The sequence below is a fragment of the Pseudomonas bharatica CSV86 genome (assembly GCF_000319305.2).
GTDB lineage: Bacteria > Pseudomonadota > Gammaproteobacteria > Pseudomonadales > Pseudomonadaceae > Aquipseudomonas > Aquipseudomonas bharatica.
Genome location: NZ_AMWJ02000001.1, coordinates 1842993 through 1868712 on the forward strand (window position 1 = coordinate 1842993; position 25720 = coordinate 1868712).

Here is a 25720-nt window from a genome sequence, read left to right on the forward strand (position 1 = left end):
ATTGTAGGTGCCGGCCCTGCAGCTTTAAGGTCTACGGGATATCATATTATGGTATTCCAAACTTTTCGCAAGAGGGACGGAGCGACCGGCCATCACTCGGGGGTGTTTTCTGATTCGAGGGTCTTGGGGGAGTTGAGGGCCTCGTCGCTGGCAAGTCAGCTCCCCCAGGTTCTGGGAGCTGACTTGCCAGCGATGGGTGGCGTTCACGCCGGCTCAGGGGAACAGCGTCTCCCGGCCAGGCATCGGCAGGGCGACCAGCGATCTGCTTTCGGTTTCGCTGTCAGTCGCGGGCATGAATTTCTGAATGAGCACATTGGGCCCCGAGTTGGCGTCCAGTGTGTAACCGAGCAGGTCGAACAGCGAATCATCGAACTGGCGGATGGTGCCCTTGAACAGCTTGCGGCCGGTATCAGCCGCTTCCTGCAGGAGGGTGATGCCTGAGCCGGTGCCTTGTACCAGACCACCGACAGTCCCGGCAGCGTCATTGTTGAGGTAGGCCGCCTTGAACGCGTCGAAGCTCCCCGCCGCCTTGGCTTCGTCCGCGTGCTTGATCAACTGGGTCAGCGCTCTGCTGCGGGCTTCCTGGGCGATGCGCAGCTCGCTGGCGACCGTGTTGGGCCATTTCACCGGGAAACGCGTCGATGGCCCGCCACGCACGCGGAACCAGTTGCGCGGAAAGCTCTTGAGACCGTTTACGCCCATGCCAATCCCGGCCACCGCGCTGGCCACGCCGAAGGCCTGCCCCCAGCTTTCCAGGGTCCTCGACAGATCCGGATCGCTTTCCGAGATGATGATGGAGGCCAGGTCGAAGGCGAAGGACAGCGCCGCCAGCATCGTTGTGGCCACCGCCAGGAGCATGGATGTCCCCGCCGTGAAGGGCGCCAACAGCACACCCACCGCACCAACCACGATGCGGAACGCGGTGCTCTGGATAATCGCCGTGCCGAGCCAGCGCGAGTACTGGGCGATGACCTCGCGCCCGCTGGGGTCCGCATGGTTGACCGGGTCGGCATTGCCGAACACGTACCCCGCCACACCGCCCACACCGAACGGGCTCTTGGCGTCCCGGGAGAGGAAGTGCCCCCAGGCCGGGTCGTAGAGGCGATGGCCATTGCCCAGGTAATACAGGCCCATGCTGTTCAGCGGCTCACCCTTGAAGCCCAGCCAGTTATCCGCCTTGGCCCCTGAGTGCCGCTTGCCATAAGGCTCGTAGCGGAAGTAGGTGATGGCCTTGGTGACCAGGTCTATGCTCGCGAAGACCGTGCCGTTGGCGTCGCGCAGTTCGAAGGAGCGGCTTTCCCTTTTGTCGGTGATGGCGTCCTGCATCAGGCAGGCGCGGCTTTCATTGCGCAGCACCAGCGTGCGCTCGGCGAAGGCCGCGCCCTGGGCGGTATCATATTGGACCAGGGCATGCACGCAGTCGCCGCGGTAGTGATAGAACTCGGTCAGGGTACCGTTACTGCCGCCGCGCACCCGACCATCGCTGTCATAACTGAACGTGTACAGGGTCGTGTCGCCATCGGTGGAATACGTATTGACCTGGCCGTTGTCGTGGTAACTCAGGCGCCGGTTCCCGTCGATGGTCAGGCTGCCCTTGGTGTCGTACGTGTTCGCCGTACCCGGTGCAGTGTCCGGAACCTTGTCGGTGGTTTTCTGGGTGAGCACCTGGCTGACCATGCCGGGCTTGCCATCGACGTAGTAGAACAGGTCGGATTTGCCGCTGGACGAGTTGGTATGGCTGATCGTGCTGCCGAGCAGGTCGTAGCTGTAGGTATCTGTCCGGCTGGAGGATTCCACCCATTTCTTCAGGCGCAGGCAGTCGTCGTATTCGTAGCTGTCGGCGGATTTCTCCGTACCATTTTCCTTGATGACGCTCTTGCTCAGGCGTCCATCCCCACGCAGGGTGCGCTCCACGCTGATCTCCACCCCCGTGCAAGTGAAGGTGCGCTTGATCTCCTGGCCGAGCCCGTCGTAGGCGTACTCCACCTTCATCACGAGATCGGAGGCTTTTACCGCCTTGACGGTTTCGCTGATGAGCAGGCCATTGTCGGCGTAGGTCCAACTGCACACACAGTGTTCATTCTCCGACCCGACCAGGCGATCGAAAAAGTCATACTCATAGGTGGTAACCGCTTTGGTAAGGTCGGTAAAGCTGATCACCCGTCCTCCAAGGCTGAAACACAGCGACGAGCTCGTGTTTTGCATATACAGGTACTGGGTATGCTTGCAAACGTTCTGGTAGATGACGGATTCGTACCCCTTCATTGGGGGCGGTGCGGTATCGGGTGTCGTGCGTGTGCCCTTGGTCGACGCACCGCTGTAGCTGAACGAAACCGTGTTGTCTCCGGCACACTGCTCGGTGACGCGGCCGAGGAAGTCCACGCTCTGGGAGCCGAGCTTGACCTCCGTGGCGGTGTCACTCTTGACCCAGCCGCCGTTGGCGGCGGCCGCCAGGTTGCCCTGGCTATACGAGTTGCGCAGCACCACACCATCACGCGTGCTGGTCAGCAGACGCCCCGAAGCATCGTAGGTGTAGCTGGAGGCCGCTCCGATCTTGGGCGCAACCTTGGTCAGCTGGGCGTATTTGTCGTAGGTGAAGTCGATTTTGTCCTGCTCGGTTTCCTTGGTGGCGGACTCGACCCTGAGATAGCGCACCGACTTCATCAGCCCCTCGGGGGTCATGCTTCGCTCGATCTTGCAGCCCTCGCCACCGGTCAGTGAATACTGCTCCGTCATCAGGTGCTGGCTGGCATCGAACTGCCGATCGATGCGGAATTTGCCCTGGGTAAAGCTCTCGCCCCTGGCGTCGGGGGTGCGTTTGCGGATCACCTTGTCCAGTTCCTTGCCCGTGCTGTCCTTGAGCAGGTGGGTCGTGGTGACGGTGCCACTGGCGTCATAGCTCCATTGGGTCTCGCGATCGACAAGCTTTTTACTGAGCCCGTCGTAGTCGGTTTCCACCAGGCTGGCGCTGCGGCCAAGCTTGTCGTAGGCCCAGCGGTGGGTTTCCACATAGGTGTCACGCCCCTTCGGCCTGGCTGCCTGGGAGATCCTGCGCCCGATGGCATCGCGCTCGACCCGGGTAGTGGCATGGTGCTCAGTCATCTCGTACTGCCAGACCAGATTGCGTGCCAGGGTGCAGGTGGTCTTGCGCATATCCACGCCGTCCAGGCTGATGGTTTCGCTGAGCAGGTTGCCCAGGGGGTCGTAGCTGCGGACGGTCTTGTAGCCTTCGCTGTCGGTGCTTTCCAATAGCCGTCCGGTCAACCGCGAGCGTGTCTGGCTGGTGGTAACGGACCCCTTGCTGGCGTTATCGGTGACGGTAGTCTCGATGATGAGCTTGTCGCTATCGGCGGTATCCAGGCTGTAGGCATAGCTGCTGGTGGTGCCTATGGTGTCGCTGGCACCCTTGTCATCGACGAAACTGTGCTTGCAGGAAGCGACCATGCCGTAGCCTGGCTTGGTCTTGTCGATGTGGTAAGCGTAGGTTTCCAGGGTCATACCGGTCGTCTTCTTGCTGTTCAGCTTGAAGCCCTGGCTGTTGGCCTTGCTCTGCTCCTCGACGCTCTTGTTCAGGTCCTTCAGCATCTCCTCGTAACCGGGCTTTTCCTGCGGGTCCGCCGAACTGATCTGTTCTTTCAGGCTCTTGACGAAGGGGGCCGCGGCCTTGGTCGCCACGGCCAATTGCTCAGCGGTCACGTCCACCGAGCTGCAGTCGGGCTGGAGAATGGTCAGTTTCTGTTTGGCGCGGATGTGCCCGTCGAAGTTGCCATAGCCGAAGTAGGTCAGGCGCTGCGGCACTTCCTTGCCGTCGATCCTGCGGCTGACCAGTTCCGACTCCACATCGCCGGAAAATGGCCGGTCACTGCCGCAGTGGACGATATCCACCGGCAGGTCGAAGGCTTTCTTCGCATAGTCGTTGACGGCCGGCAGCATTTCGACCTTGGTATCCAGGCGGGTCCCCCAGGTCATGCCGCTGGAGCTGCCAACGGCAAAGACCGCGCCGAGGACGTTGGCATAGTCGATGACCTTGAACAGGCAGGCGAAGAAGCTCCAATCCTCGACGTAGGTCTCGGTTTCCGTGACCCGGAACTGCTGGTAATTGTTGTAGTAGGTCCATTGGGTGATTTCATCATTGTTGTCGCGTCGCGTCGGATTGCCGATGCCGTCCAGCGCAAGGGTCTGCTGGTCTACCAGCACATCGCCCTCCCAGGTTCGGCTCTGCGACACCAGCCACTTCTTCCGGGTATCCAGCATATGGGTCCGTTGCTTGCAGACCGGCGCGGTCTCGCTGCCATAGCTTTCCACGCAGCTCTGTTGGTTGTTGAAGTCGTGATGGCGCACGAACGCGGCGCGGGGTACTGCGTTTTTGTAGTAACCGACCAGAGTGGTCCTGGTATCTGAATAGCCATAGTCGTGTACCAGATCGTCCATGCCGCCTCCCGGAGACACCACATGGCGGGTGATCCTGTTGTCACCGTCGTACTCCAGGGTTTCGCGGTGCATGGCCTTGTCGACTGCAGTGTCGAATGCGTGCTGATGTTCGGCCTCGAAGCTGGTCAGGTTGCCTGCCCGGTCTCGCTTGATCAGGTACTGGACCTTGCCCGAGGTGGCGAAACCGTCCCCATGCAGGCTGGTTTGCTGACCGTTGCAACTTGCCCTGACGAAGGTGAATGTTCTTTTTTCAATCTTGCTGTCAGGGAAGATCACGATGGTTTTGGGCAGCCGCCACATGCCGGAGTCCTTGAGGTCCTCGAATGAATGCCAATCGACCTTCATCAGCACCTGCTCACCTTTGGTGACTTGCTCCAGCCCGAAGAAGTTGTATTTCAAATCCAGGCACAGGCCGGACGGCAGCCTGTACTGGGTCCAGTTCACCTGATGTTCACCTGCGGTCTGGATGAAGAATCTGAAGGTGTCACGGCTGCCATCCTTGTAGGTGACCACATAGCCCGCCGTAACTGATTGAACGCCATTGGACTCGGTCGCCACCTCCTCGCTGAATGGCCGGATGATGAAATCCCCGCCATTGAGCGAAATCGTGCCAAGGTTGACGCCGACAACCCGCCCATCCCTCAAGGTGATTTGCGCCTCGGTCCCCTCGGTACCGGTGACCAGTTTCACCCGATTCAAGAAACTGCCCACCTGCACATGCAAGCCGTTGGTCTTTTCGTATGAAAGACTGATCGCCAGAGGATTCTTCAGGCTGTCATCGGCGAACAACTCTGCCAGGGGGATGCGCAATACTCCCTCTCCGGTCCTGGCATCGACCGTTACATGCTTGCGCGACTCCATGCATTGCTCGAACAACTGCACTGTCTCGCTGCTCATTCCCGGCAACGGCTTGGCGATATCCTGAAGTGTCTGCATCTCTACTTCCAGCCCCGAGCCCTTTGGCGTCCAGAAGGTGTTCGCGTCCTTCTGGTGCCACGGCTCGATCTTGTCGTCCGTGGTGTTTTCCCGACCGGCACGGATGAACTTGCTGGTCTTGTTGATCATGCTGGCGAAATCCTTGGGCCACAGCGTCTGCGTCAAACGGTCTGCCTTGGGCGTGAACGCCAGCGTTTCCAGGATCCGCCCGCTCTTCTTGCCCTTGATGTTGACGACGACCTGTTCGTTCTCGACCAGATCGTGGTCGCCGATGACGGCCCCCTGGTCCCAGTTGCCCAGGCTGAGCATGGTATGGAATGCTCGCACCGTACTTGCACAGCCCCAGATCTTGTTCTGATAGCTGCTCCACGTCGGCACTGGAACGGCATCGCCGACTTTGTGTCCTGCAACCACGAGTTCCGTAGCCTTGTCGATCGCGGCGGCAAAGTCATGCGCCTCCGAATACTGTTCAGCGCGCCCGGCCGTTGGTGTGTAGGCGATTTCACGCAGGATCACATCGGTCTCGTCGTCCATCACATAGACATAGCTCTTCTCGCCCACCGCCAGGTCGTGATGCAAGGATATCGGCGCCAGCTCCCTGAGTTGGGTTTTCTCGAAGGTCACCGTGAGCATCGAATCCTGGGGTATCCAGATCACGTTGCTGCTGGCGTGCTCGGTCGGGACGATGGTCTTCTTCGTACTGTCCTTGACCCCGGCCTTGAGGTAAAGGCTGTGCTCGTTGATATAGGCCGCCAGGTCCTTGGCCCATTGGGTCGCGGCCAGGCGGGCGGGATCGGGGGTGAAGGTTACCGCTTCGCAGAAATTTCTCCGCGCCTGTGTCGCCACCTTGACCACGATACGGTCGGCGGCCGTCAGCGCGGCAGTGGCCGCGATCGTGGTGTCCTGGACCCAGTTGTCCAGGTGCAGGGCGGTGCTGAACAGGCGGAGATCGGCGTATTTCTGGCTGATCGCGGTGGCCGTGGCCGAGGCATGGGCGGACGAGTCGTTGATCAGCTTGGCCAGGGCGGCCGGCCACTTGTCTTTCGCCAGGGTATTGGCACTGGCCCGGGCGGTCAGGACGATACGCTCAAGGAAGTAGTTGGCATCCTTGTCGAAGGCGAAGAAGGTGATGCGCTCGCCTTCCAGTGCATCGCGGTCAGCGCTGATCTTGCAAGCCTCCGTCACCGCATCGGTCGTCCAGGATGCGCTGTAGTTGGCATTGGCAGGGATCCAGATGAGGTTCGAGCCCGGCGTCAGGTCAGGCTGGATCAGGCCAGGGTTGTCCGGGCTCTGCGCACCTGCACGGAGAAAATGGCTGGTGTTGTTGATGTGGCTCGCGAAATCATGGCCGCATGGCCCGGCAGCAGTACGGCCGGCAGCCGGGGTGAAGGTGATGGTTTCAAGCAGGCGGCGGAACTTGTTGCGCACATTGACGCGCAGCACCGCATCCGCGCCAACTGCCTGGGTGATGTTGATAGTCGGGTGGTGAATGCCATCCCAGTTGTCGACATGCGCCACCGTGGTGATGACCTCGAGCTCGCTCCGGGACCAGGTCCAGTATTTGTTCACGGCGTCGCCGAGCAGGATGTCCCAGTTGCCAGTGGCGTCTTGGGCGCCGGCGCGGATTAGCTTGAGGTTGCCGTTGACGTGCCGGCACAGGTCCGTCAACCAGATGTACTGGCTCAGGCGACCGGGCGTTGGCACGAACGTGGTCTGCTCCAGTACGGTGTCCGTAGCCTTGTCGAAGACGTTGACGGTGACCCGCTCACCCTCGGTCAGGTTGCGGCCCGCGCGGACGTCGCCCAGTTCGGTCCAGGTGCTTGACAGGTCGATCGACCAGTCCTCGTCGTGCTCGGTTGCGTGCGACGGGTCGATCGACCAGCTCACCCAGAGATCGGCGTTGAACGGCACCCAGATCCAGTTCTCTCCAAGCTGCAGGACGGGGTCGATCTGGTCTGCGGAGTTGAAGCCGGCCCGCACATACAGGCTGGTGCGGTTGATCTCGGCGGCGAAATCCCTGGCACACAAACCCCGGGTGCAGCGCCCCGCGACGGATTGGAAACTGAGGGATTCGAGCACTTGGCCCTGCGAATTGCGCACCTTGAGCTGGAGGGTGGAGCCGGCCTTGACGTCCTCGGTGAGATTGAGGTGAACCCGCTTGTCGGTAGCCCAGTTGTTCTCGCTGGCGGTCGTGGTAATGACCTGCAGTGCAAGGCCAGTGATGCCCCAGAATCTGTTGAGATAGCAACTGCCCGGAATCTCCAGCTTGTCGCCCCTGGGAACGCCGGCCCGGATCAGCTTCAACTCGGCATTGACCTGCTTGCACAGGTCCATCACCCAAGTGTATTGACCCAGACGTCCTGCCTTGGCGACGAAGGTAGCCTGTTCCAGCATCGTCTGCGTGGCGCTGTCGAGCACGCTGATCGTGACACGCTCCCCCACATCCAAATCACGGCCCGACCAGACCTGACCGAGGTCCGTCCAGTTGCTCGGCGCGGCGAGCGAGGAGGGCACGGCCGCCTGCTCCGTCTGGGTAGTCTGGTTGGGGACCGGCGAGGCGCTCGACTGGTCGATCGAGAAGGTCACGGTGAGCTCGGCATTGAACGGAATCCAGACCCAGTTCCCCGTGATGTGCAAAGCGGGAGCAATCTGGTTTGCGCACTTGAAGCCAGCCCGGACATAGAGGCTGGTGCGGTTGATCTCGGTGGCGAAGTCCATGGCGCACAAGCCGCGGGTGCAGCGGCCTGCGACTGACTTGAAGCTGATGGTTTCGAGCTCCTGTCCCTTGGAGTTGCAGACCTTGAGCTGGAGGGTGGAGCCGGCCTTGACGTCCTCGCTGAGGTGGAGGTCGATCCGTTTGTTCGCAGTCCAGTTGTTCTCGCTGGCGGTCGTGGTGATGACCTGCACGTTGCGGTCAGTGATGCCCCAGAATTTATTGAGATAGCAACTGCCCGGGATCTCCAACTCGTCGCCCTTCGGAACGCCGGCACGGATCAGTTGCAACTGGGCATTGACGTGCTTGCACAGGTCCATCACCCAGGTGTATTGACCCAGGCGGCCAGCTTTGGAGACGAAGGTGGCCTGCTCCAGCAGCGTCTGCGTAGCCTTGTCGAGCACGCTGACCGTGACCCGTTCACCCTCATCCAGATCGCGGCCCGACCAGACCTGACCCAGTTCCACCCAATTGTTCGCCATTGCGCAAGCTCCTCGGATGAGCATCGGAGGACGGTTGCGGACATCGTCGGACCGACGCGAAAACCACAAGAAACGGAGAGATGCGCTTAACGGTAATGAGCGGGGGTTGGCGGCACAACTGACAGAAATATCAGGTGGATGGTTATCCACTGCCCGGGCTGGAGGGGCCTCCTTGCGGCGGCAAGAACGCCCTGGAGGGCCGTGGGGGCTGGCAAGGTCAGCCCACCATCCCTTCTTCAAACGGAATGCTCTGCACCACCTCCAGGTCATACCCGGTCAAGCCAGCATATTTCAGCGGCGGGCCGAGATGGCGCAGCTTGCCTACGCCCAGGTCCTGCAGGATCTGGGCCCCGGTGCCCACTTCGGAGTAGGTTCTGCTCGTGCCGCGCTGGTACGGCCGTGGCGGCTGGGTCAGGTGCGGTACCCGCTCCAGCAGGGCTTGCGACGATTCATGGTTGGCAAGAATGACCACCACCCCGGTGCCTTCGGCCGCGACCTTCTGCAACGCTGCCCATAAGGTCCAGTTCGCCGGCCCGGCGTACTCGGCTCCGACCAGGTCGCGCAGTGGATCGATCACATGCACCCGCACCAAGGTCGGCTGTTCGCGGCGGATGTCGCCCATGACCATGGCCATGTGCACACCACCTTCGATGCGGTCTTCGTAGGTCACCAGGCGGAACGTGCCATGCACCGTCGGCAGTTCCCGCTCGCCAATGCGCTTGACCGTCTGTTCGGTGCTCAAGCGGTAATGGATCAGGTCGGCAATGGTTCCGATCTTGATGCCATGCCTGGCTGCGAAGATCTCCAGGTCCGGACGCCGGGCCATGCTGCCGTCATCGTTCAATACCTCGACGATCACCGAAGCGGGGGAGAAGCCGGCCAGCCGTGCAAGGTCGCAACCGGCCTCGGTATGCCCGGCCCGGGTCAGCACGCCGCCTTCTCGCGCGCGCAGGGGAAAGATATGCCCGGGCTGGACCAGGTCGTTGGCGGTCGCACCCGGGGCGACCGCAGCCGCTACCGTGCAGGCACGATCGGCAGCGGAAATGCCGGTGGTGACCCCGCGCGCCGCTTCGATCGATACGGTAAAGGCCGTGCTGAATGCACTGCCATTGGCCGGCACCATCTGCTCCAGCCCCAGGCGCTGGCAGTGCTCGTCGGTCAGGGTCAGGCAGATCAGGCCGCGCGCCTCGCGGGCCATGAAGCTGATCGCGCCGGCGTCGCAACGCTCGGCGGCAATCAGCAGGTCGCCTTCGTTTTCACGGTCCTCATCGTCAACCAGCAGGACCATCCTGCCCTGGCGGTAATCTTCAAGGATTTCTTCGATGCTGTTGAAAGCCATTGCCGCGCGCTCACTGTGGTTCGTAAAAAATTATGGTATACCATAATACTAATATATTCCGCCAAGAGGAGCTTGACCCATGAAGGCCTACTGGATCGCCCACGTCGATGTAACGGATCCACAGCAGTACCAGCAGTACACCCAGCGCGCACCGGCGGCTTTCGCGGCATTCGGTGGCAAGTTGCTGGCCCGGGGCGGGCGCAGCGAGGCGATGGAGGGACGAGCGACCCCGCAGCGCAGCGTGGTGATCGAGTTCGACTCGTATGAGCAGGCCGTGGCGTGCTATCGCTCGGCGCAGTATCAGGAAGCCTGCAGCCACCGGCAGGGGGTGGCCAAGGCGGAAGTGATCATCGTGGAAGGCTACGAGCCCTGACTCTCCAGGGCTCGTAGTGATGCGGCTCAGGCCATTCCAGGCAGTTCGTGCGGTCGCAGGTCGAATACCAGCACTTCGGCATCCTCGCCATCGCGCAGTTCAAGGATCTGCTCCTGACGCAGGCGCACGCCGTCGCCTTCGTTCAGTTGCAGGCCGTTGAGCACCACGCTGCCGCGGGCCACATGGACGTAGGCATTGCGCGCGGCCGGCAGTTTCAGGGTGGCGCTTTCCTGGCCATCGAACAGGCCGGCATAGACCCGTGCGTCCTGGCGGATCTGCAGCGAACCGTCGGCGCCGTCCGGCGAGATGATCAGCTTCAGCCGACCGCGTTTTTCCTCGGCGCCGTAGTGCGCTTGCTGGTAGCGCGGTTCGGCACCCACCACCGCCGGAACGATCCAGATCTGCAGGAAGTGCACCGGCTCGTCATGGGAGTGGTTGAACTCGCTGTGGGTGACGCCACGGCCCGCGCTCATCAGTTGCACGTCGCCCGGGCGGATCACCGAGCCGGTCCCCATGCTGTCCTTGTGCTCCAGCGCGCCTTCGAGCACGTAGGAGAAAATCTCCATGTCGCGGTGCGGGTGCTGGCCGAAACCCTTGCCTTCGCTGACCCGGTCGTCATTGATTACCAGCAGGTCGGAAAAACCTTGCTCGGCCGGGTTACGGTAATGAGCGAAGGAGAAGGTGTGGAAGGACTTCAGCCAGCCATGGTTGGCCAGGCCGCGGTCGGAAGCTTTGCGCAGGGTCAGCATGATGTATCTCCTTGTCAGGTCGGGGTTGCGAAAGAGCAACCGCGTTTTGATGGAGGTAGATTACTGTTTACCTCGGCGAGCAATAAGTAGGTTGAGATGGAATTACTGTCCTCTCATGGTGGACAATCTTTCGCCGTTTTTCGATCCGTCTGCAGGAAAGGTCATAATGCGTCGCACTGTTCTCCTGATCTGCGGTGACTTGTTTCGATGAAAAGCGTGGCCATGGTGTTATTCCCGGATTTTCTCCTGCTCGACATGGCGGGGCCGCTGGAGGTGTTCTCCATTGCCAACCGCTACCTCAAGCCCGAGGACCATTACCGGATCACCACCCTCGGGGCCGTGCCGGGGGCGATCCGTGCTTCGAACGGCATCAGTGTGCTGTCGGATGCCGTGATCGATCCCCGGCAAGGGCAGTGGGACCTATTGCTGGTTCCCGGTGGGCCGGGGGCTACAACGAGATCTGTCCACCGCTGAGCCTGTGGCTGAAGGATGTGGCCACGCGTGCTCGGTGCTATGGATCGATCTGCACTGGTGCCTTCATTCTCGGGCATGCCGGGCTGCTCGACGGCTACCGCTCGACCACTCACTGGCACTACACCGAGCGGTTGATCAGGGCGTTTCCGAAAACCCGGGTGGAAACCGACCAGATCTTCGTGCGTGATCGCCAGTTGATCACCTCCGGTGGGGTTACGGCGGGTATTGACCTGGCCCTGGCGGTGGTTGCCGAGGATCACGGCAAGAAGGTCGCCCAGGACGTGGCCAAGGTATTGCTGGTGGTGATGAAGCGCCAGGGTGGCCAGGCGCGTTTCAGCCCACTGGCGGGGGAGGTGGCCAAGGAAGAGACGCCGATCACCCGGGTTCAGAACCATGTACTGGCCCATCTCGACGAACCGTTCGGCATCGCGCGCATGGCGGCGCTGGCGGCCATGAGCCCGCGGCATTTTTCCCGGGTGTTCATGCGCGAGGTCAACATGACGCCGATGGCTTTCCTGCAGAACGCCCGCATCGACCGGGCTCGGGCATTGCTGGAAAACGAGGACCTGCCACTGAAGACCGTGGCCTGGCGCAGCGGCTTTGGCAGCGTGCGCTACATGCGCCAGGTGTTCAGCGAAAGGCTGGGCGTGACCCCCAGCGAATACCGTGAGCAATTCGGCTAGGACGAGTATCAAGAGCCGATCGCGGACCCTGTGGGAGCTGGCTTGCCAGCGATTACGATGGTGAATTCACTACAGCTATCGCTGGCAAGCCAGCTCCCACAGGGTTCCGTGTCAGTCCTGAGAGATTCATAACGAAAAAGGGCGCCTTCTCAGGCGCCCCTCTTTTTTACGCAGCGGACTCTATCAAGCCCACGGGCGATCGCCGTTCTCGTCCTTGACCCGGGTCGGCAGACCCATCACGTCAAGGGCGTGCAGGAACGGTTCGGCCGGCAGTTCCTCGACGTTGACCATGCGCTGCACGTCCCACTGGCCGCGGGCGACCAGCAGGGCCGCCGCCACTGGCGGTACGCCGGCAGTGTAGGAAATGCCCTGGCTGTCGGTCTCGGCGTAGGCTTCCTCGTGGTCGGCCACGTTGTAGATGAAGACCTCGCGCGGCTGGCCATCCTTGGTGCCCTTGACCAGGTCGCCGATGCAGGTCTTGCCGGTGTAGCCGGGGGCCAGCGAGGCCGGATCCGGCAATACGGCCTTGACCACTTTCAATGGCACCACTTCCAGGCCTTCGGCGGTTTTTACCGGCTGTTCGGAGAGCAGGCCGAGGTTCTTCAGTACGGTGAACACATTGATGTAATGCTCGCCGAAGCTCATCCAGAAACGCACGTTGGGCACGTCGAGGTTCTTCGACAGCGAGTGCACTTCATCGTGGCCGGTGAGGTAGAGATTCTGCGAGCCGACTACCGGCAGGTCGTCGGTACGCTTCACTTCGAACATGGTGTTGCTGGTCCACTGGCTGTTCTGCCAGCTCCATACCTGTCCGGTGAATTCACGGAAGTTGATTTCCGGATCGAAGTTGGTGGCGAAGTACTTGCCGTGCGACCCGGCATTGACGTCGAGAATGTCGATCGAGTCGATGCGGTCGAAGTACTGTTGCTTCGCCAGCGCCGCGTAGGCGTTGACCACACCCGGGTCGAAGCCGACACCGAGAATGGCGGTAATGTTCTTCTGCTGGCATTCCTCGAGGTGTTTCCACTCGTAGTTGCCATACCAGGGCGGGGTTTCGCAGATCTTGCCCGGTTCTTCGTGGATTGCGGTGTCCAGGTAGGCGACACCGGTATCGATGCAGGCACGCAGCACCGACATGTTGAGGAAGGCGGAGCCGACGTTGATCACGATCTGCGATTCGGTCTCGCGGATCAGCGCCTTGGTCGCCTCGACATCCAGGGCATTGAGCGAAAAGGCCTGGATGTCGGCGGGTACCTTGAGGCTACCCTTGGCCTTGACGCTGTCGATGATGGCCTGGCATTTGGAGATGTTCCGCGACGCAATTGCAATACGACCGAGTTCGTCGTTGTGCTGCGCGCACTTGTGGGCCACCACCTTGGCGACACCTCCTGCACCAATGATAAGAACGTTCTTCTTCAATTCTCTATCTCTCCTTATCTGCCAGCTCAGGAAAGGCTGGACAGGTAGTCTTCGAAACCGAACTCACGAACCACCTCGACGCTACCGTCGAGTTGTTTCACTACGATGGACGGCATTTTCAGGCCGTTGAACCAGTTTTTCTTGACCATGGTGTAGCCAGCGGCGTCGATGAACGACAGCCGATCGCCGATGGTCAGCGGACGATCGAATTGGTACTCGCCGAAGATGTCGCCGGCCAGGCACGATTTACCGCAGACCATCCAGGTATGCTCGCCATCGTTGGGGGCCATCTTGGCGTTGAGGCGGTAGATCAGCAGGTCGAGCATGTGCGCTTCGATCGAGCTGTCGACCACGGCCAGGTGCTTGCCGTTGTAAAGGGTGTCGAGCACGGTCACTTCCAGCGAGGCGCTGTTGGTGATCGCCGCTTCGCCCGGCTCCAGGTAGACCTGCACGCCGTAGGTTTCGGAGAACGACTTCAGGCGCGCGCAGAACGCATCCAGGGCGTAGCCCTCGCCGGTGAAGTGGATGCCGCCGCCCAGGCTGACCCACTCGACCTGGTGCAACAGGTGGCCGAAGCGCTCCTCGATGGTGCCGAGCATCTTGTCGAACAGGTCGAAATCGCCGTTCTCGCAATTATTGTGGAACATGAAGCCGGAGATCTGCTCGATCACGCCTTCGACCTTGACCGGATCCCATTCGCCGAGGCGGCTGAACGGGCGCGCCGGGTCGGCCAGCAGGTAGTCGGAGCTGCTCACCTGCGGATTGACCCGCAGACCGCGGACCTTGCCCTCGGACGCCTCGGCAAAGCGCTGCAACTGGCCGATGGAGTTGAAGATGATCTTGTCGCAGTTGACCAGCATCTCGTCGATCTCGTCGTCGGCCCAGGCCACGCTGTAGGCGTGGGTCTCGCCGACGAACTTCTGGCGGCCGAGCTTGAGCTCGTAGAGCGAGGACGAAGTGGTGCCGTCCATGTACTGCTGCATCAGGTCGAACACCGACCAGGTGGCGAAGCACTTCAGCGCAAGCAGGGCCTTGGCCCCGGATTTCTCGCGCACATAGGCGATCTTCTCCAGGTTGCCCAGCAGCTTTTGTTTGTCGATGAGGTAGTACGGGGTCTTGATCACTTCGAGGCTCCGGGTAGGCCAGCCAAAAAAAGAGCCGCATTGTGCCCGTACTCGATACATATCGAAAGGGCGGGATGCGCTTTTGCCGGTATCGATGGCCGGGAAGCGCACGGCGATGGCGTTTTGCTGAATAAGGGGTTGCGAAATGTTACGCGAGGTCTGAGGCGGGTGGGATGACCGTCGGGAAGTTCGCCGGGGTCTGTCTTAATCCCACCTTCGCAACTGCGGATAGCCCTGCAAGCGCGTTGCCATAAAGTGTTCAGGCTTCCGATGGAAGCTTGACCTGGCGATAGCTCAAGGGGAGCCCGAGTGTCTTAGAGAGGAAGTCGAGATAGCTACTGTCGGCTGCGTCGAGCGACGTTCTGCCTACTGCCACCAGTCGGGTGTTCCGATCAGTGTGCGGCTCCCAGTACCAGGCGTACTCCAGCAACTGACCGATTGCCAGGCGCAATACGCGACGGGTCGACAAGTCCGACTTGACTTCAAACAGGACACGCTCGCTGGCGGTGACGACCGTGACGTCCACGTAGTTCTCTTCGCAAACGATCTTCGCGTCTGGATATTCCCATTCGAGCTCCTGACACAGTGCGCTGCGAATCATGTCGTGTTCGGGCGAGCATTCGCGCCCCTCCGACCCGTTCCTGAAGTAGTTACGCTGCTGCGGGGGACGCTCACGCCAATCCTGACAGGACGTTTAACACCCGTTTCAGGCACCACATAGTCCTGATCCGGCGCGATCAATTGGTAGCGATTCCAGTGCATGACCGGATCACTGGATGTCGCCAGGGTATCCTCGGGAAACCATTCGACATCTTCCGGGCGAAAGCGGACATTCAGCATGTAACGGGCCCAGTTGGTATTTCCCAGGCTTTCCTTGACACCTTCGACCTTGTCGATCTCCTTCAACATCTGCTTGAACCAGCCATTCCTTTTATAGATTTCCAGCGCGGCATTGCTTTGCGCTTCGTCCAGGAACTCGATATGCCTGATTCTGGCTACGTAACGACGTCCGCGGGGAGTGATCGTGAAAAGAACCACTTCTCCAGCACGTTCTCCAGACTTGAGCCGGGTTTTACGCCCCTTGTTCACACCCTGAAGAAATCCGTACTGCCAACCGCCAATCTGCCACTCGAAGCGGAACAGCCATTCCTCGTGACCGTAACGATGCCGGGAGTAATAAGTCGTCCTGGCCTCCGTTGCGCTCCCGGTTGGATGCTGCCAGTTGGATTCGTTGTAACAAATTCGCGTTATGTAGGTCATTCGGGATATCGTCTGCGGTGATGGCTATTAGGCATCGTTGCAGGATGGCAGAACCCAAACGATCAAGCGAGTAGGCGAAAGCCTGATTTCTACCGCGGAGTCCTGCCGTGTTTCTGGTCTGGCTCATGGTTTCTGTTCTGCACAGGCCGTCGTCTTTCAAGCAGCAACAAGCGCAAGGCCTTCGCCACCAAGGCCCCGAGAATGCACCCCGCCGCCGTAGCGATGCCTTGCAGCAGCAGCCCCAGCCCTCTGGCCAGGCTCGGGTCTCCGATGAAATGACCCAGCTCCGGCCACAACGCCAGCCACAGGGCGATAAAGCCCAGCACCAGGTCGTACCAACGCCCGCTTACGCCCGCCGGTCGATAACTTCGTACGAACAGAATGAACGCGCTGAAGGCCATGGCCAGCAGCACCAGGCCGAAGATCTGATGAAGCGCATCGGGGCCGGACATCAATCACGCCCTCCGTTTGCGCCGCGCAAGCGCAGGCACTGATGCCGGTGCAGCCCAAGGCGCAGCTCGTCGAGCAGTGCCTCGGCACAGTCCAGCGCCCGTCGGGCCTCGCTGCCGATGGTCGTGGCCTCGCCACTGAAATCATCGACCCGCAACCCGGCTGCCAATGGCGGCATTTCCACCAGCGTCCAGTCCAGTCCGCTGGCGTCCAGGCTGCGCCGCAGCCCCGCACCCAGGGCTTCGTCGTCGCTGTCGTCGGAGTCCACCAACCATTCCCAGCGGCCAACCAGGAACAATCGCGGCGCGCCGGCATCACCAAGGGCGAGCGCACCGTCGATAAGGCAACCACAGTGCGCCGGCAGGTCTTCCTGGCGTTCCCCGCCAAGGCAGGCGAATACCCCATCCAGCCCGGCAATCGCCTGCTTTACCGTCTCAACCGACTCCAGGCTGCCCAGCTTGCAGCGCAAGCCGGGACGCGCGGTGATGCCATTGAGATCGTCGAGCAGCGCGCTCACTTCGTACTGGCGATGCAGCGCGGCGGCGATCAGCGCCTGGCCGAGGCTGTCCAGCGGATTGAATACGCCCAGCTTCAGGCGCGGGGTTTCGAGGTTATGCATCGGGTGCCTCCTGGCGAAGCGGCTGTCGATATGACATTCGAAATACCGCGCCGGAGCGGAGTTCCACCGGCTTGACGGGCGTCAAGCCCGGAGTGCCGCAGCACGGTTAGTCTGGCCGGCACAATAAGGCCCCGCCATGATCTATCCCGTTCTGCTGACCCTGCACCTGTTCGCTGCCATCGTCTTTATCGGCACCGTGTTCTTCGAAGTGCTGTTTCTCGGCGGGATCCGTCGCCAGTTGCCCGATCGCATGATGATGATGCTCGAACACGCTGTCGGCCAACGCGCCCGGCGGCTGATGCCCTGGGTGTTGCTGGTGTTGTTCGGTGCCGGGGCCGGCATGGTCCGCGAGCGCTACATGGCGCAGTTGGCAACACCCTGGACATCGCCCTTCGGCACCTTGCTGGGGGTGAAGATCCTTGTCGCGATCAGCGTGCTCGGGCACTTCGTCACCGCGCTTTGGCTGATGCGCAGCGGGCGCATGACGGCGCAGGCGGTTCGCTTCATCCATGCCAGCGTCTTTACTCATCTGTTGCTGATCGTGGTGCTGGCCAAGGGCATGTTCTATTTGAGCTGGTAAAGCAAAAACGACCTTTTCCAATCGGAACCGACCAGGAAGCGCTCAACAAACTGGCGCAATTCAGAATGCCGTGATTCTATTTGGCTATCACTGCTTGCAAGGATGTCGGCATGTCTGTTATTCGTACGCTTGTTATCGTCCTCGTGGGGCTTTCGTTGACCGCTTGCTCATTCAGGAACCTGAAAGAGCCTGACTACATGGACCCCACCCCGGCGTTCAACGAGAAAGGCGAACCGTTGGATAAGCCGCAGCCGTCCTATGCGATCGATCTTCTGAAAAAACATTATCTCCCTTACATCAACGGTGCTGCGACCAACAGAAGTACCTTGAGCGCCCTGGCTTTGTTCGGGGCCGCCACGGCGGCGGTCGGCGCTGCCACCCACTCCGGATCCGACCTCTACAAATCCTCCGCAGCAATCATCGCCACCGCTTTCGGTCTGGAGGAGTGGGGCAACTACAAGGAGCAACGCAAGATCTACAAGGATGCGGTGGACTATTTGTCATGCGCGCAGAGGACTTCTCAGGTAATCCTTGCTTACGCGCCGAAGGGGGAGGCCGTCCAAGGGCTGATATCGCGCAAGACCGCGCTCGCCGGCGAGCAGGAGACGCTGGTCGCCGATTTCACCACGAACCGTGCTTTCATCCAGCGGTTGCCGAAAAAGAACCGGCCGCAGGAACCGTCTCCAAAATTGATGATGATGGCCATGCACCAAATGCAAGCCGAGCAGGCTGATATCGAGGAAGCGCTCAAGCTTGCCAGCAAGCATAAACAGCGCGTGCTTGGCGATGTGGTCAAGCTGCAGTCGAACGTCAGCGACGCCATCACCAAGAGTTCGTTCGACACTCGCAAGGCGGTCGAGGCCCTTGTGCGCAAGCAAGCAAGCGAATCAACGGACACGACGTCGGAACAACTCATGCCTGGTAACGACATGACCGCGCTCGCCGCCGCGCATGCCGTCATCGATGCACACAATGAATATGCAACCTGCTGGGCCAGCACGGTCCAGCCCGCTACCGACTGATCGCGCGACCGACAACAGGCTCTTGCACTCCGGTTGATCTCGAAATACTGTATGGATATTCAGTATTCGGGAAAGGCTCCCCATGCAACTCATCGCCAAGCTCGGCATCCTCGCCGATGCCGCCAAGTACGACGCATCCTGCGCCAGCAGTGGCGCCCCCAAGCGCAGCTCGAAGGGCAGCGACGGGCTTGGCGCGACCAACGGCATGGGCATCTGCCACAGCTATACGCCCGACGGGCGCTGCGTCTCGCTGCTCAAGGTGCTGCTCACCAACTTCTGCCTGTACGACTGCCAGTACTGTGTAAACCGCCGTTCCAGCAACGTGCCGCGGGCGCGCTTCACGCCCGAGGAAGTGGTGCGCTTGACCCTGGATTTCTACCGGCGCAACTGCATCAGCGGGCTGTTTCTCAGCTCGGGCATCATCCGCTCGGCGGACTACACCATGGAGCAATTGGTCCGGGTGGCCCGCCTGCTGCGCGAGGAGCACGACTTCCGCGGCTATATCCACCTGAAGACCATTCCCGACGCCGACCCGCTGCTGATCGAGGAAGCCGGACGCCTGGCCGACCGCCTCAGCGTCAATATCGAGCTGCCCAGCGATGCCAGCCTCAAGCGCCTGGCTCCGGAAAAGCAGGTGGCCACCATCCGCCAGGCCATGGGCACCATCCATCGCGGGCAGCAGGCGGTGGCCGGCGAGGCGAGGGCGCCGCGTTTCACGCCGGCCGGGCAGAGCACGCAGATGATCGTCGGTGCCGACACTTCGGACGACCGCACCATCCTGCGCAATGCCGAATCGCTTTATCAGGGCTACGGCCTCAAGCGCGTGTACTACTCCGCCTTCAGCCCGATCCCCGACAGCCCCGATAGCGTGCCCCTGGCCGCACCACCGCTGTTGCGCGAGCACCGCCTGTACCAGGCCGACTTCCTGATGCGCGGCTACGGCTACAAGGCCGGCGAGCTGCTCAGCGAGGCGAGCAACCTTGCCCTGGACATCGACCCCAAGCTGGCCTGGGCGCTGTCCAACCGCGAGGTGTTCCCGGTGGATATCAACCGGGCCGAGCCGGCCCTGCTGGCGCGTATCCCGGGTATCGGCCTGCGCAGCGTACAGCGCCTGGTGGCGCTGCGTCGCGAGCGACGGGTGCGCTACGACGACCTGATCCAGTTGCGCTGCGTGCTGGACAAGGCCAGGCCGTTCATCGTTACCAGCGACTACCGTCCGGCCCTGGCGGAAACCCGCAGCGGCCTGCTGCGTGCCCGCCTGCGTGACCCGGTGGCGCCGGTGCAGATGGGGTTGTGGGGATGATCGCCCTCGACTGCGATGATGACTTCGCCACCTGGCGCGATCAGGCGCGGGTGCTGCTTGGCCATGGCATCGATCCGGCGCAGGTGAACTGGGGGCAGGGCCCGATCCAGGATTTGCTCGCCGTGGCCGATGGCTTGCCCGACGGCCCCGGGCCGTTCCGGGCGAAGGTGCCGGCGGAACTGTTGGCGCAGTTGCAACTGGCCGCCCGATATCGTGGCGAGCAGCGCTGGAACCTGCTCTACGAAGTGCTCTGGCGGGTGGCCCATGGCGACCGCACCGCCATGCTCGCGGGCGATCGCCTGGGCAGCGAGCTGCAACGGCGCATCAAGCAGGTCACCCGCGAGGCGCACCATCTGCATGCCTTCGTTCGTTTCGTGCCGTTGCCGACGGCGGTTGCTGAACAGCTGCAACTGGACCTGGTGGCCTTCCACGAACCGGCCCATGACATTCTCGAAACCGCCAGCGGGCATTTTGCCGAGCGCCTGGGCCGCCAGCGCTGGTTGATCGCCACCTCACGCGATGGCATCCGCTACGACGGCAAGGATTTCGACTACCGCCGCCAATGTCCGCCTGAATGGCGGCAGTGGGCGGAGCAGGCCGATGACCCTGATGCGGACCTGTGGCTGACCTATTACCGCCACACTTTCAACCCGGCGCGGGTCAATCCCGATGCCTTGCGCATGCATATGCCGGGACGCTTCTGGCGGCATCTGCCGGAAGGACCGTTGATTCCCCGGCTGGTGGGGCTGGCCAGGCAGGGCAAGCAGCGCGACGGACAGGCCCAGGAAGTGGCGGAGCAGGGTGGGAAAAGGATTTCGGTGGTGACCCGTTAGCGGGTGTCGTTGCTGAGGGCCTCATCGCTGCGGTGCGGCGGTCCGACAAGCCAGCTCCCACAAGGTTCCTGTGGGAGCTGGCTTGCCAGCGATGAGGCCCGTAAGGACAACAGAAAAGCTCTTGATTCAACACGGACACGAGGTACCTCACATGCACAAGGCCGACCGCCTGTTCCAACTGGTGAACCTGATCCGCGTTCACCAGCCGATCACCGCCGAGCGCCTGGCCGAACGGGTCGGCGTGTCCGTGCGCTCCATCTACCGCTATATCGACGACCTGTCCCTGAGCGGCGTACCGGTCTACGGCACCACGGGTGTCGGCTACGCCCTCGACGCCGCTTTCGAGATGCCGCCACTGCGCCTGAGCCGCATCGAGGTGGACGCCCTGACCCTGGGCATGGAAATGCTCGCCGGCAGCGCCGACAACGAGCTCTCCAGTGCCGCCCGCACCTTGCTCAGCAAGGTCGCGGCCAGCGCGCCGCACCAAACCAGTGATCCGCAACAGAGCCCGACCCGCGCGCTGAACAGCAGCACCGCGGTGACCCGCGGTCACCTCAGCACCCTGCGCCAGGCCATCGAGCACAAGCGGGTATTGCAGATCACCTACACCAGCCTTGATGGTGTGGTCTCGCGACGCCTGATCCAGCCCATCGGCCTGTTCTACTGGGATGGCAAGTGGACGGTTGGCAGTTGGTGCAACACCCGCGCGGCCTACCGCGATTTCCGTGTCGACCGCATTGCCGCGATTCTCACCAGCGAAGAACCCTGGCGCGGTAGCCCGCAGATCGCTCTGCGCACCTATATGCGCCATCAGTCCACGGCGTCGCGTACGGACAGCTCGTTGTCACGATGATCTGCTTCCCCACGGATGCAACGTCCCCGACCAATGCCCCGCAAACCTGCTGTTATCAACGATTCTGGCAGCTAGTATCAACAGTCCTGATACTCCGATTGCACATGCTGTTTCCTTGAATATGCAGCCGTACACTCGATCGTAATCCGGTCACAAACACCGGTCCCCACAACTAGAACAACAGGTGGAGATACGAATGAGCCAGGTAGCGTTCGAAGACCTTCCGTTGAGCCGTTTTCATATTCGAACGGTTTTCAGCGGAACAGGAGGGCAGTTCAGCGATGGATTCGTGTTGGGCATCATCGGCATCGCCGTGAGCATGGCGGCGGGGCCTTTGCAATTGACAGCGCTGTGGATGGGGCTGCTCGGCGCGGCGTCGCTGGCAGGCTTGTTCATCGGCAGTCTGTTCGCCGGTCCGCTGGCCGACAGGTTCGGTCGGCGCACCATCTTCGCCTGGGACATGCTGCTGTTCGCGGTAATCTCCGCGTCGCAGTTCTTCGTCAATTCTCCTGAGCAGTTGCTGGCCTTGCGCTTGCTGCTGGGCCTGGTGCTCGGCTTCGACTATGTCGTGTCCAAGTCGCTGGTCACCGAGTTTGCCCCACGACGTTATCGCGGGCGTCTGCTAAGTGTGCTGGCGGCAGCCTGGGCGGCGGGTTACGTCGCGGCTTACCTGGTGGGCTTCGCCATCCGCGATATCGGCCCGGATGCCTGGCGCCTGATGCTGGCGTTGAGCGGCGTGCCGGCCTTGCTGATCCTGCCGCTGCGCCTGGGCGTGCCCGAATCGCCGATCTGGCTGATGGCCAAAGGGCGTAGCGCCGAAGCGCTGGCGATCATCCATGCCAGGTTCGGTCCTCACGTGACCTTGCCGGCCGCAGCGCCTGCCATGGCGAAGAAACGCGGTGGCCTCGGCGAACTGATGAGCAGGCGCTGGCGCCGCAATACCCTGGTCGGCTGCGTGTTCTACACCTGCCAGGTGATCCCGTTCTTCGCCCTCGGTACCTTCTCGCCCCGGGTGCTTGAAGCGCTGGATGTGCAGGACAAATTCGTCGGCGGCCTGGTTTACAACGTGTTGTTGATGATCGGCGCGCTGCTCGGCCTGCTGATCATCGACCGGATTTCCCGTCGCGCCTTCCTGGTCGGCACCTTCTACCTCAGCGCCATCGGTCTCGCCGTGCTGGCCTATGGCGGGTTCGGCCCCCTGGGCACCATCCTGGCCTTCGGTTTCTTCGCCTGCGTACTGGCGGCGGCCGTGAACCTGGAATTCGTCTACCCACCGGAACTGTTCCCGACCCACCTGCGCGCCTCGGGCATCGGCCTGGCGGTGGCCGCCAGCCGCTTCGGCTCGGCCTTCGCCACGTTCCTGCTGCCGATTGCCGTGCAGCACCTGGGCATTCATGCCGCCCTGGGCGTATGTGTCGCGGTGCTGCTGTTCGGCGGAGTGTTCTGCCATCTGTTCGCCCCGGAAACCAGCCAGGAAGCCTTGGCTGCAGTTAGCCCGGAAGGCGAGGGCGAGCCCGCGCCGCTGGGCTTCGCCGACACCAAGTAACCCGAGAGGAGATGCCCATGCCAGCCGGCAAGCTTATCGATATGTACGCGGTGCAGGTGTTCGTTGCCGTGACCGAGGAGGGCAGCATGTCGGGGGCGGCAAGCCGCATGGGGATTTCCCAGTCGGGGTGTCGCAGATGGTTCGGCAACTGGAGGACGATCTCGGCGTGATCCTGGTCGATCGCACCACCCGGCCGCTGACCCTGACGCCGTTCGGCCTGGCCTTGCGCAACCGCGGCGCGATCCTTAGCGAGGAGCTGTGCAACCTCAAGGCACAGGTGCTCGACGCCGGGCGCGGGGTCAAGCCCGACCTGCGCATCGGCCTGGTGGACTCCTTCGCCGCCACCTGCGGTTCGGCCTTTACCCGGCAGATGCTGGGAAGGGTCGCGCAACTGTCGGTACGCACCGGCCTCAGCCCGCAACAGGGCGAGTCGCTGCTGCGCCGTGACCTCGACCTGATCATCACCAGCGATCCGCTGATGGACGCCAACGACGTGGTGCGCTACCGGTTGTTCACCGAGCGCTACTTCGTCATCACCCCGAAGGCACTGGACAAACCGCTGCAGAGTCTCGACGACCTGCGCGCCCTGGCCAACGTGCTGCCGGTGGTGCGCTTCAACCGCCTGTCCCAGGTGGGCCTGCAGATCGAACGGCATATGCGTGGGCTCGGCGTGCGCATGCCCAACCGCCTGGAACTGGACAACGCCGACGCCCTGACCGCCATGGTCGCCGATGGCATCGGCTGGGCCGTGACCAGCCCCATGTGTTTCCTCCAGGCCTGCACCTGGGTGGAAAACGTCACCGCCCACCTGGTGCCGCAATTGAGCCTGGAGCGCTCGCTGTACCTGGTGGCCCGTCGCAACGAATACAGCGCCTTCTTCGCCGATGCCTGCGAGACGGCGCGCAACGTAATCCTGGACACCTTCCTGCCGCGGCTGAGCGCCTTGGGCAAAGGTGTCGAAACACTGGTAACCATCGATGAGGAAGATTCCCGTGAGTATTTTTGAAAGCGTCGGCGAGCGGATCGAGCAAGACTACGTCGGCGAAGTACGGATCCCCGCTGGCAAGCTGTACGGCGTCAACACCGTGCGCGGCTTCGACAATCTCAGCGTTTCGCCGCTGAGCATTGCTCACTACCCGGCGTTCCGCGATGCCTTTGCCCAATGCAAATGGGCCGCCGCCCTGGCCAACCTGGACTGCGGGGTGATTTCCCCGGAGCAGAGCGAGGCCATCGTCCTCGCCTGCCAGGACATCATCGCCGGCAACTGCGATGATTCGCTGATCGTCGACCTGCTGGAAGGCTCCGGCGGTACCTCGACCAACATGAACTTCAACGAGGTGGTGGCCAACCGCGCCCAGCTGTTCATGGGTCACGCCGCGGGCCGCTATGACATCGTCCATCCCAACGACCAGGTCAATGCCTCGCAATCGACCAACGATGTCTACCCGGCGGCCTTGAAGATCGCTACTCACACCATGCTCGGAGGCCTGATCGACGAGGTCCGCCAGCTTGCCGCGCAGTTCGACGCCAAGGCCGTCCAGTTCGCCGACGTACTCCACCTTGGCCGTACCTGCCTGCAGGATGCCCAGCCGATGCGCCTGGGGCAGTTGTTCTCCGGCTACGCTTCGCTCACCCATCGCCTGGCCGAAGAGCTGGTCGCGGTGCGGGCCAAGCTGCATACCCTGCCATTGGGCGGTACCGCCATCGGTACCGGCTTCGGCGCCCCGGCCGCCTATCGAGGTGCAGTGTATCGCCATCTGGGCGAGGTCACCGGCGTGGCTTACCGGGCCCCGGAAAACGCCTTCGATGCCATGCAGAACATGGACGTGTTCTCCCGCGTTTCCGCCGAGCTGCGCACCTGCGCGGCGGCCCTGGCGAAGATCGCCGGCGACCTGACCAAGCTGTCTTCCGGCCCGGTCGGCGGAGTCGGGGAACTGAAGCTGCCGGAAGCCCAGGCCGGCTCCTCGATCATGCCGGGCAAGGTCAACCCGGTACTGCCGATGGCCATGATCCAGCTCAGCTTCGCGGTGATCGGCAACGACGTCGCCGTGGCCCAGGCGGTGCAGGCCGGCGAACTGGAGATCAACCATTTCGAGCCGGTGGTGGCCTCGCGGGTGTTCGACAGCATCACCTTGCTTACCCAGGGGATCCAGCGCTTTCGCGAAAAATGCATCGCCGGTATCCAGGCCGATGAGGCGCGCAACCTGGCCCATCTCACCGACTCCATGGCCGTCGCCACCGCGCTGGTACCGCGCCTGGGCTATGCCAAGGTCAGCAAGCTGGCGCGGCAGTCGGTCAATGAGGGACGCTCGTTGCTGGCGATCATGGCCGAGAGCGGAGTGATGGGCGAAGCCGAGGCCATGGCGGCGATCGAGAAGGCATCGCGGCCGGTGTTTGAAAGCTGAACGCGGAGGTTCTGCTTGGAAGGCGTTTTGCCGGGCACCGCTGATGCGGTGCTTTTTTTCCCCCGGGCATTTCCAGGTTGGCTGCGAGCCTCTCCAACCTGCTTTTTCAGCCTTCCCCACTCCTTT

The 25720-nt window shown here is 62.0% G+C and carries 18 protein-coding genes and 2 pseudogenes; 11 read left to right on the forward strand and 9 right to left on the reverse strand.

Features of this window, described 5'->3' with window-relative positions:
• Nucleotides 1-213: 213 nt before the first annotated feature.
• Together CSV86_RS08095 and ribBA are read right to left on the reverse strand one after the other, a co-directional pair.
• The gene (locus tag CSV86_RS08095; RefSeq protein WP_009407109.1) at nucleotides 214-8562 is read right to left on the reverse strand and encodes an RHS repeat-associated core domain-containing protein; all 8349 of its coding nucleotides are present in this window, start codon (nucleotides 8560-8562) and stop codon (nucleotides 214-216) included.
• A gap of 217 nt (nucleotides 8563-8779) precedes the next feature.
• Nucleotides 8780-9901: a bifunctional 3,4-dihydroxy-2-butanone-4-phosphate synthase/GTP cyclohydrolase II gene (gene ribBA, locus CSV86_RS08100; RefSeq protein ID WP_009407106.1), complete on the reverse strand. Its 1122-nt coding sequence runs from the start codon at nucleotides 9899-9901 to the stop codon at nucleotides 8780-8782.
• Nucleotides 9902-9980: 79 nt separating this feature from the next.
• On the opposite strand from ribBA, the gene CSV86_RS08105 reads away from it, so the two are divergent.
• A complete protein-coding gene (locus tag CSV86_RS08105) occupies nucleotides 9981-10274 on the forward strand; it encodes a DUF1330 domain-containing protein (protein ID WP_009407104.1) in 294 nt (97 codons plus the stop codon).
• A gap of 26 nt (nucleotides 10275-10300) precedes the next feature.
• Here the strand turns inward: CSV86_RS08105 and CSV86_RS08110 are convergent, their stop codons facing one another.
• The gene (locus CSV86_RS08110) at nucleotides 10301-11023 is read right to left on the reverse strand and encodes a pirin family protein (RefSeq protein WP_009407102.1); all 723 of its coding nucleotides are present in this window, start codon (nucleotides 11021-11023) and stop codon (nucleotides 10301-10303) included.
• A gap of 207 nt (nucleotides 11024-11230) precedes the next feature.
• Here CSV86_RS08110 and CSV86_RS08115 point away from each other — a divergent pair.
• Nucleotides 11231-12180: pseudogene (locus CSV86_RS08115) on the forward strand (GlxA family transcriptional regulator).
• A 183-nt stretch (nucleotides 12181-12363) separates the two neighbouring features.
• Here CSV86_RS08115 and CSV86_RS08120 read toward each other — a convergent pair.
• The 6 genes from CSV86_RS08120 to CSV86_RS08145 all read right to left on the reverse strand — a co-directional run bounded on the left by CSV86_RS08120 (nucleotide 12364) and on the right by CSV86_RS08145 (nucleotide 17052).
• A complete protein-coding gene (locus CSV86_RS08120) occupies nucleotides 12364-13599 on the reverse strand; it encodes a saccharopine dehydrogenase family protein (RefSeq protein ID WP_009407100.1) in 1236 nt (411 codons plus the stop codon).
• Between the two features lie 26 nt (nucleotides 13600-13625).
• Nucleotides 13626-14723, reverse strand: a complete 1098-nt coding sequence (locus tag CSV86_RS08125) for a carboxynorspermidine decarboxylase (RefSeq protein WP_009407099.1) — start codon at nucleotides 14721-14723, stop codon at nucleotides 13626-13628.
• Nucleotides 14724-14982: 259 nt separating this feature from the next.
• On the reverse strand, nucleotides 14983-15324 hold the full coding sequence (locus tag CSV86_RS08130; RefSeq protein WP_170394508.1) for a hypothetical protein: 342 nt from the start codon (nucleotides 15322-15324) through the stop codon (nucleotides 14983-14985).
• A complete protein-coding gene (locus CSV86_RS08135) occupies nucleotides 15321-15983 on the reverse strand; it encodes a hypothetical protein (RefSeq protein ID WP_170394511.1) in 663 nt (220 codons plus the stop codon). The genes CSV86_RS08130 and CSV86_RS08135 overlap by 4 nt, the downstream gene beginning before the upstream one ends.
• 89 nt (nucleotides 15984-16072) lie before the next feature.
• Complete coding sequence (locus CSV86_RS08140) at nucleotides 16073-16435, reverse strand: hypothetical protein (RefSeq protein WP_009407097.1); 363 nt, start codon at nucleotides 16433-16435, stop codon at nucleotides 16073-16075.
• Nucleotides 16435-17052 (reverse strand): NAD(P)H-binding protein, encoded by a 618-nt coding sequence (locus CSV86_RS08145; protein ID WP_009407095.1) that lies wholly within the window; start codon nucleotides 17050-17052, stop codon nucleotides 16435-16437. Before CSV86_RS08145 ends, CSV86_RS08140 begins: the two co-directional genes overlap by 1 nt.
• Nucleotides 17053-17188: 136 nt before the next feature.
• On the opposite strand from CSV86_RS08145, the gene CSV86_RS08150 reads away from it, so the two are divergent.
• The 9 genes and pseudogenes from CSV86_RS08150 (at nucleotide 17189) to CSV86_RS08185 (ending at nucleotide 25594) form a co-directional block, all read left to right on the forward strand.
• Nucleotides 17189-17632, forward strand: a complete 444-nt coding sequence (locus CSV86_RS08150; RefSeq protein WP_009407093.1) for a CopD family copper resistance protein — start codon at nucleotides 17189-17191, stop codon at nucleotides 17630-17632.
• A 110-nt stretch (nucleotides 17633-17742) separates the two neighbouring features.
• Entirely contained in the window at nucleotides 17743-18654 is a 912-nt protein-coding gene (locus CSV86_RS08155) for a hypothetical protein (RefSeq protein WP_009407091.1), read from the forward strand.
• A gap of 82 nt (nucleotides 18655-18736) precedes the next feature.
• Nucleotides 18737-19957, forward strand: coding sequence for a putative DNA modification/repair radical SAM protein (locus tag CSV86_RS08160; RefSeq protein WP_009407089.1), 1221 nt, complete (start codon nucleotides 18737-18739; stop codon nucleotides 19955-19957).
• Nucleotides 19954-20790: a TIGR03915 family putative DNA repair protein gene (locus CSV86_RS08165; protein ID WP_009407087.1), complete on the forward strand. Its 837-nt coding sequence runs from the start codon at nucleotides 19954-19956 to the stop codon at nucleotides 20788-20790. The genes CSV86_RS08160 and CSV86_RS08165 overlap by 4 nt, the downstream gene beginning before the upstream one ends.
• A 151-nt stretch (nucleotides 20791-20941) precedes the next feature.
• Entirely contained in the window at nucleotides 20942-21643 is a 702-nt protein-coding gene (locus tag CSV86_RS08170) for a helix-turn-helix transcriptional regulator (RefSeq protein WP_009407085.1), read from the forward strand.
• A 196-nt stretch (nucleotides 21644-21839) separates the two neighbouring features.
• Nucleotides 21840-23189, forward strand: coding sequence for an MFS transporter (locus tag CSV86_RS08175; protein ID WP_009407083.1), 1350 nt, complete (start codon nucleotides 21840-21842; stop codon nucleotides 23187-23189).
• Nucleotides 23190-23296: 107 nt separating this feature from the next.
• Nucleotides 23297-23346: pseudogene (locus CSV86_RS31785) on the forward strand (hypothetical protein); the annotation flags it as partial.
• A complete protein-coding gene (locus tag CSV86_RS08180; protein ID WP_240160469.1) occupies nucleotides 23326-24195 on the forward strand; it encodes a LysR family transcriptional regulator in 870 nt (289 codons plus the stop codon). The pseudogene CSV86_RS31785 and the gene CSV86_RS08180, both read left to right, overlap by 21 nt.
• Nucleotides 24182-25594, forward strand: a complete 1413-nt coding sequence (locus CSV86_RS08185) for an aspartate ammonia-lyase (RefSeq protein WP_009407079.1) — start codon at nucleotides 24182-24184, stop codon at nucleotides 25592-25594. The genes CSV86_RS08180 and CSV86_RS08185 overlap by 14 nt, the downstream gene beginning before the upstream one ends.
• Nucleotides 25595-25720 lie beyond the last annotated feature (126 nt).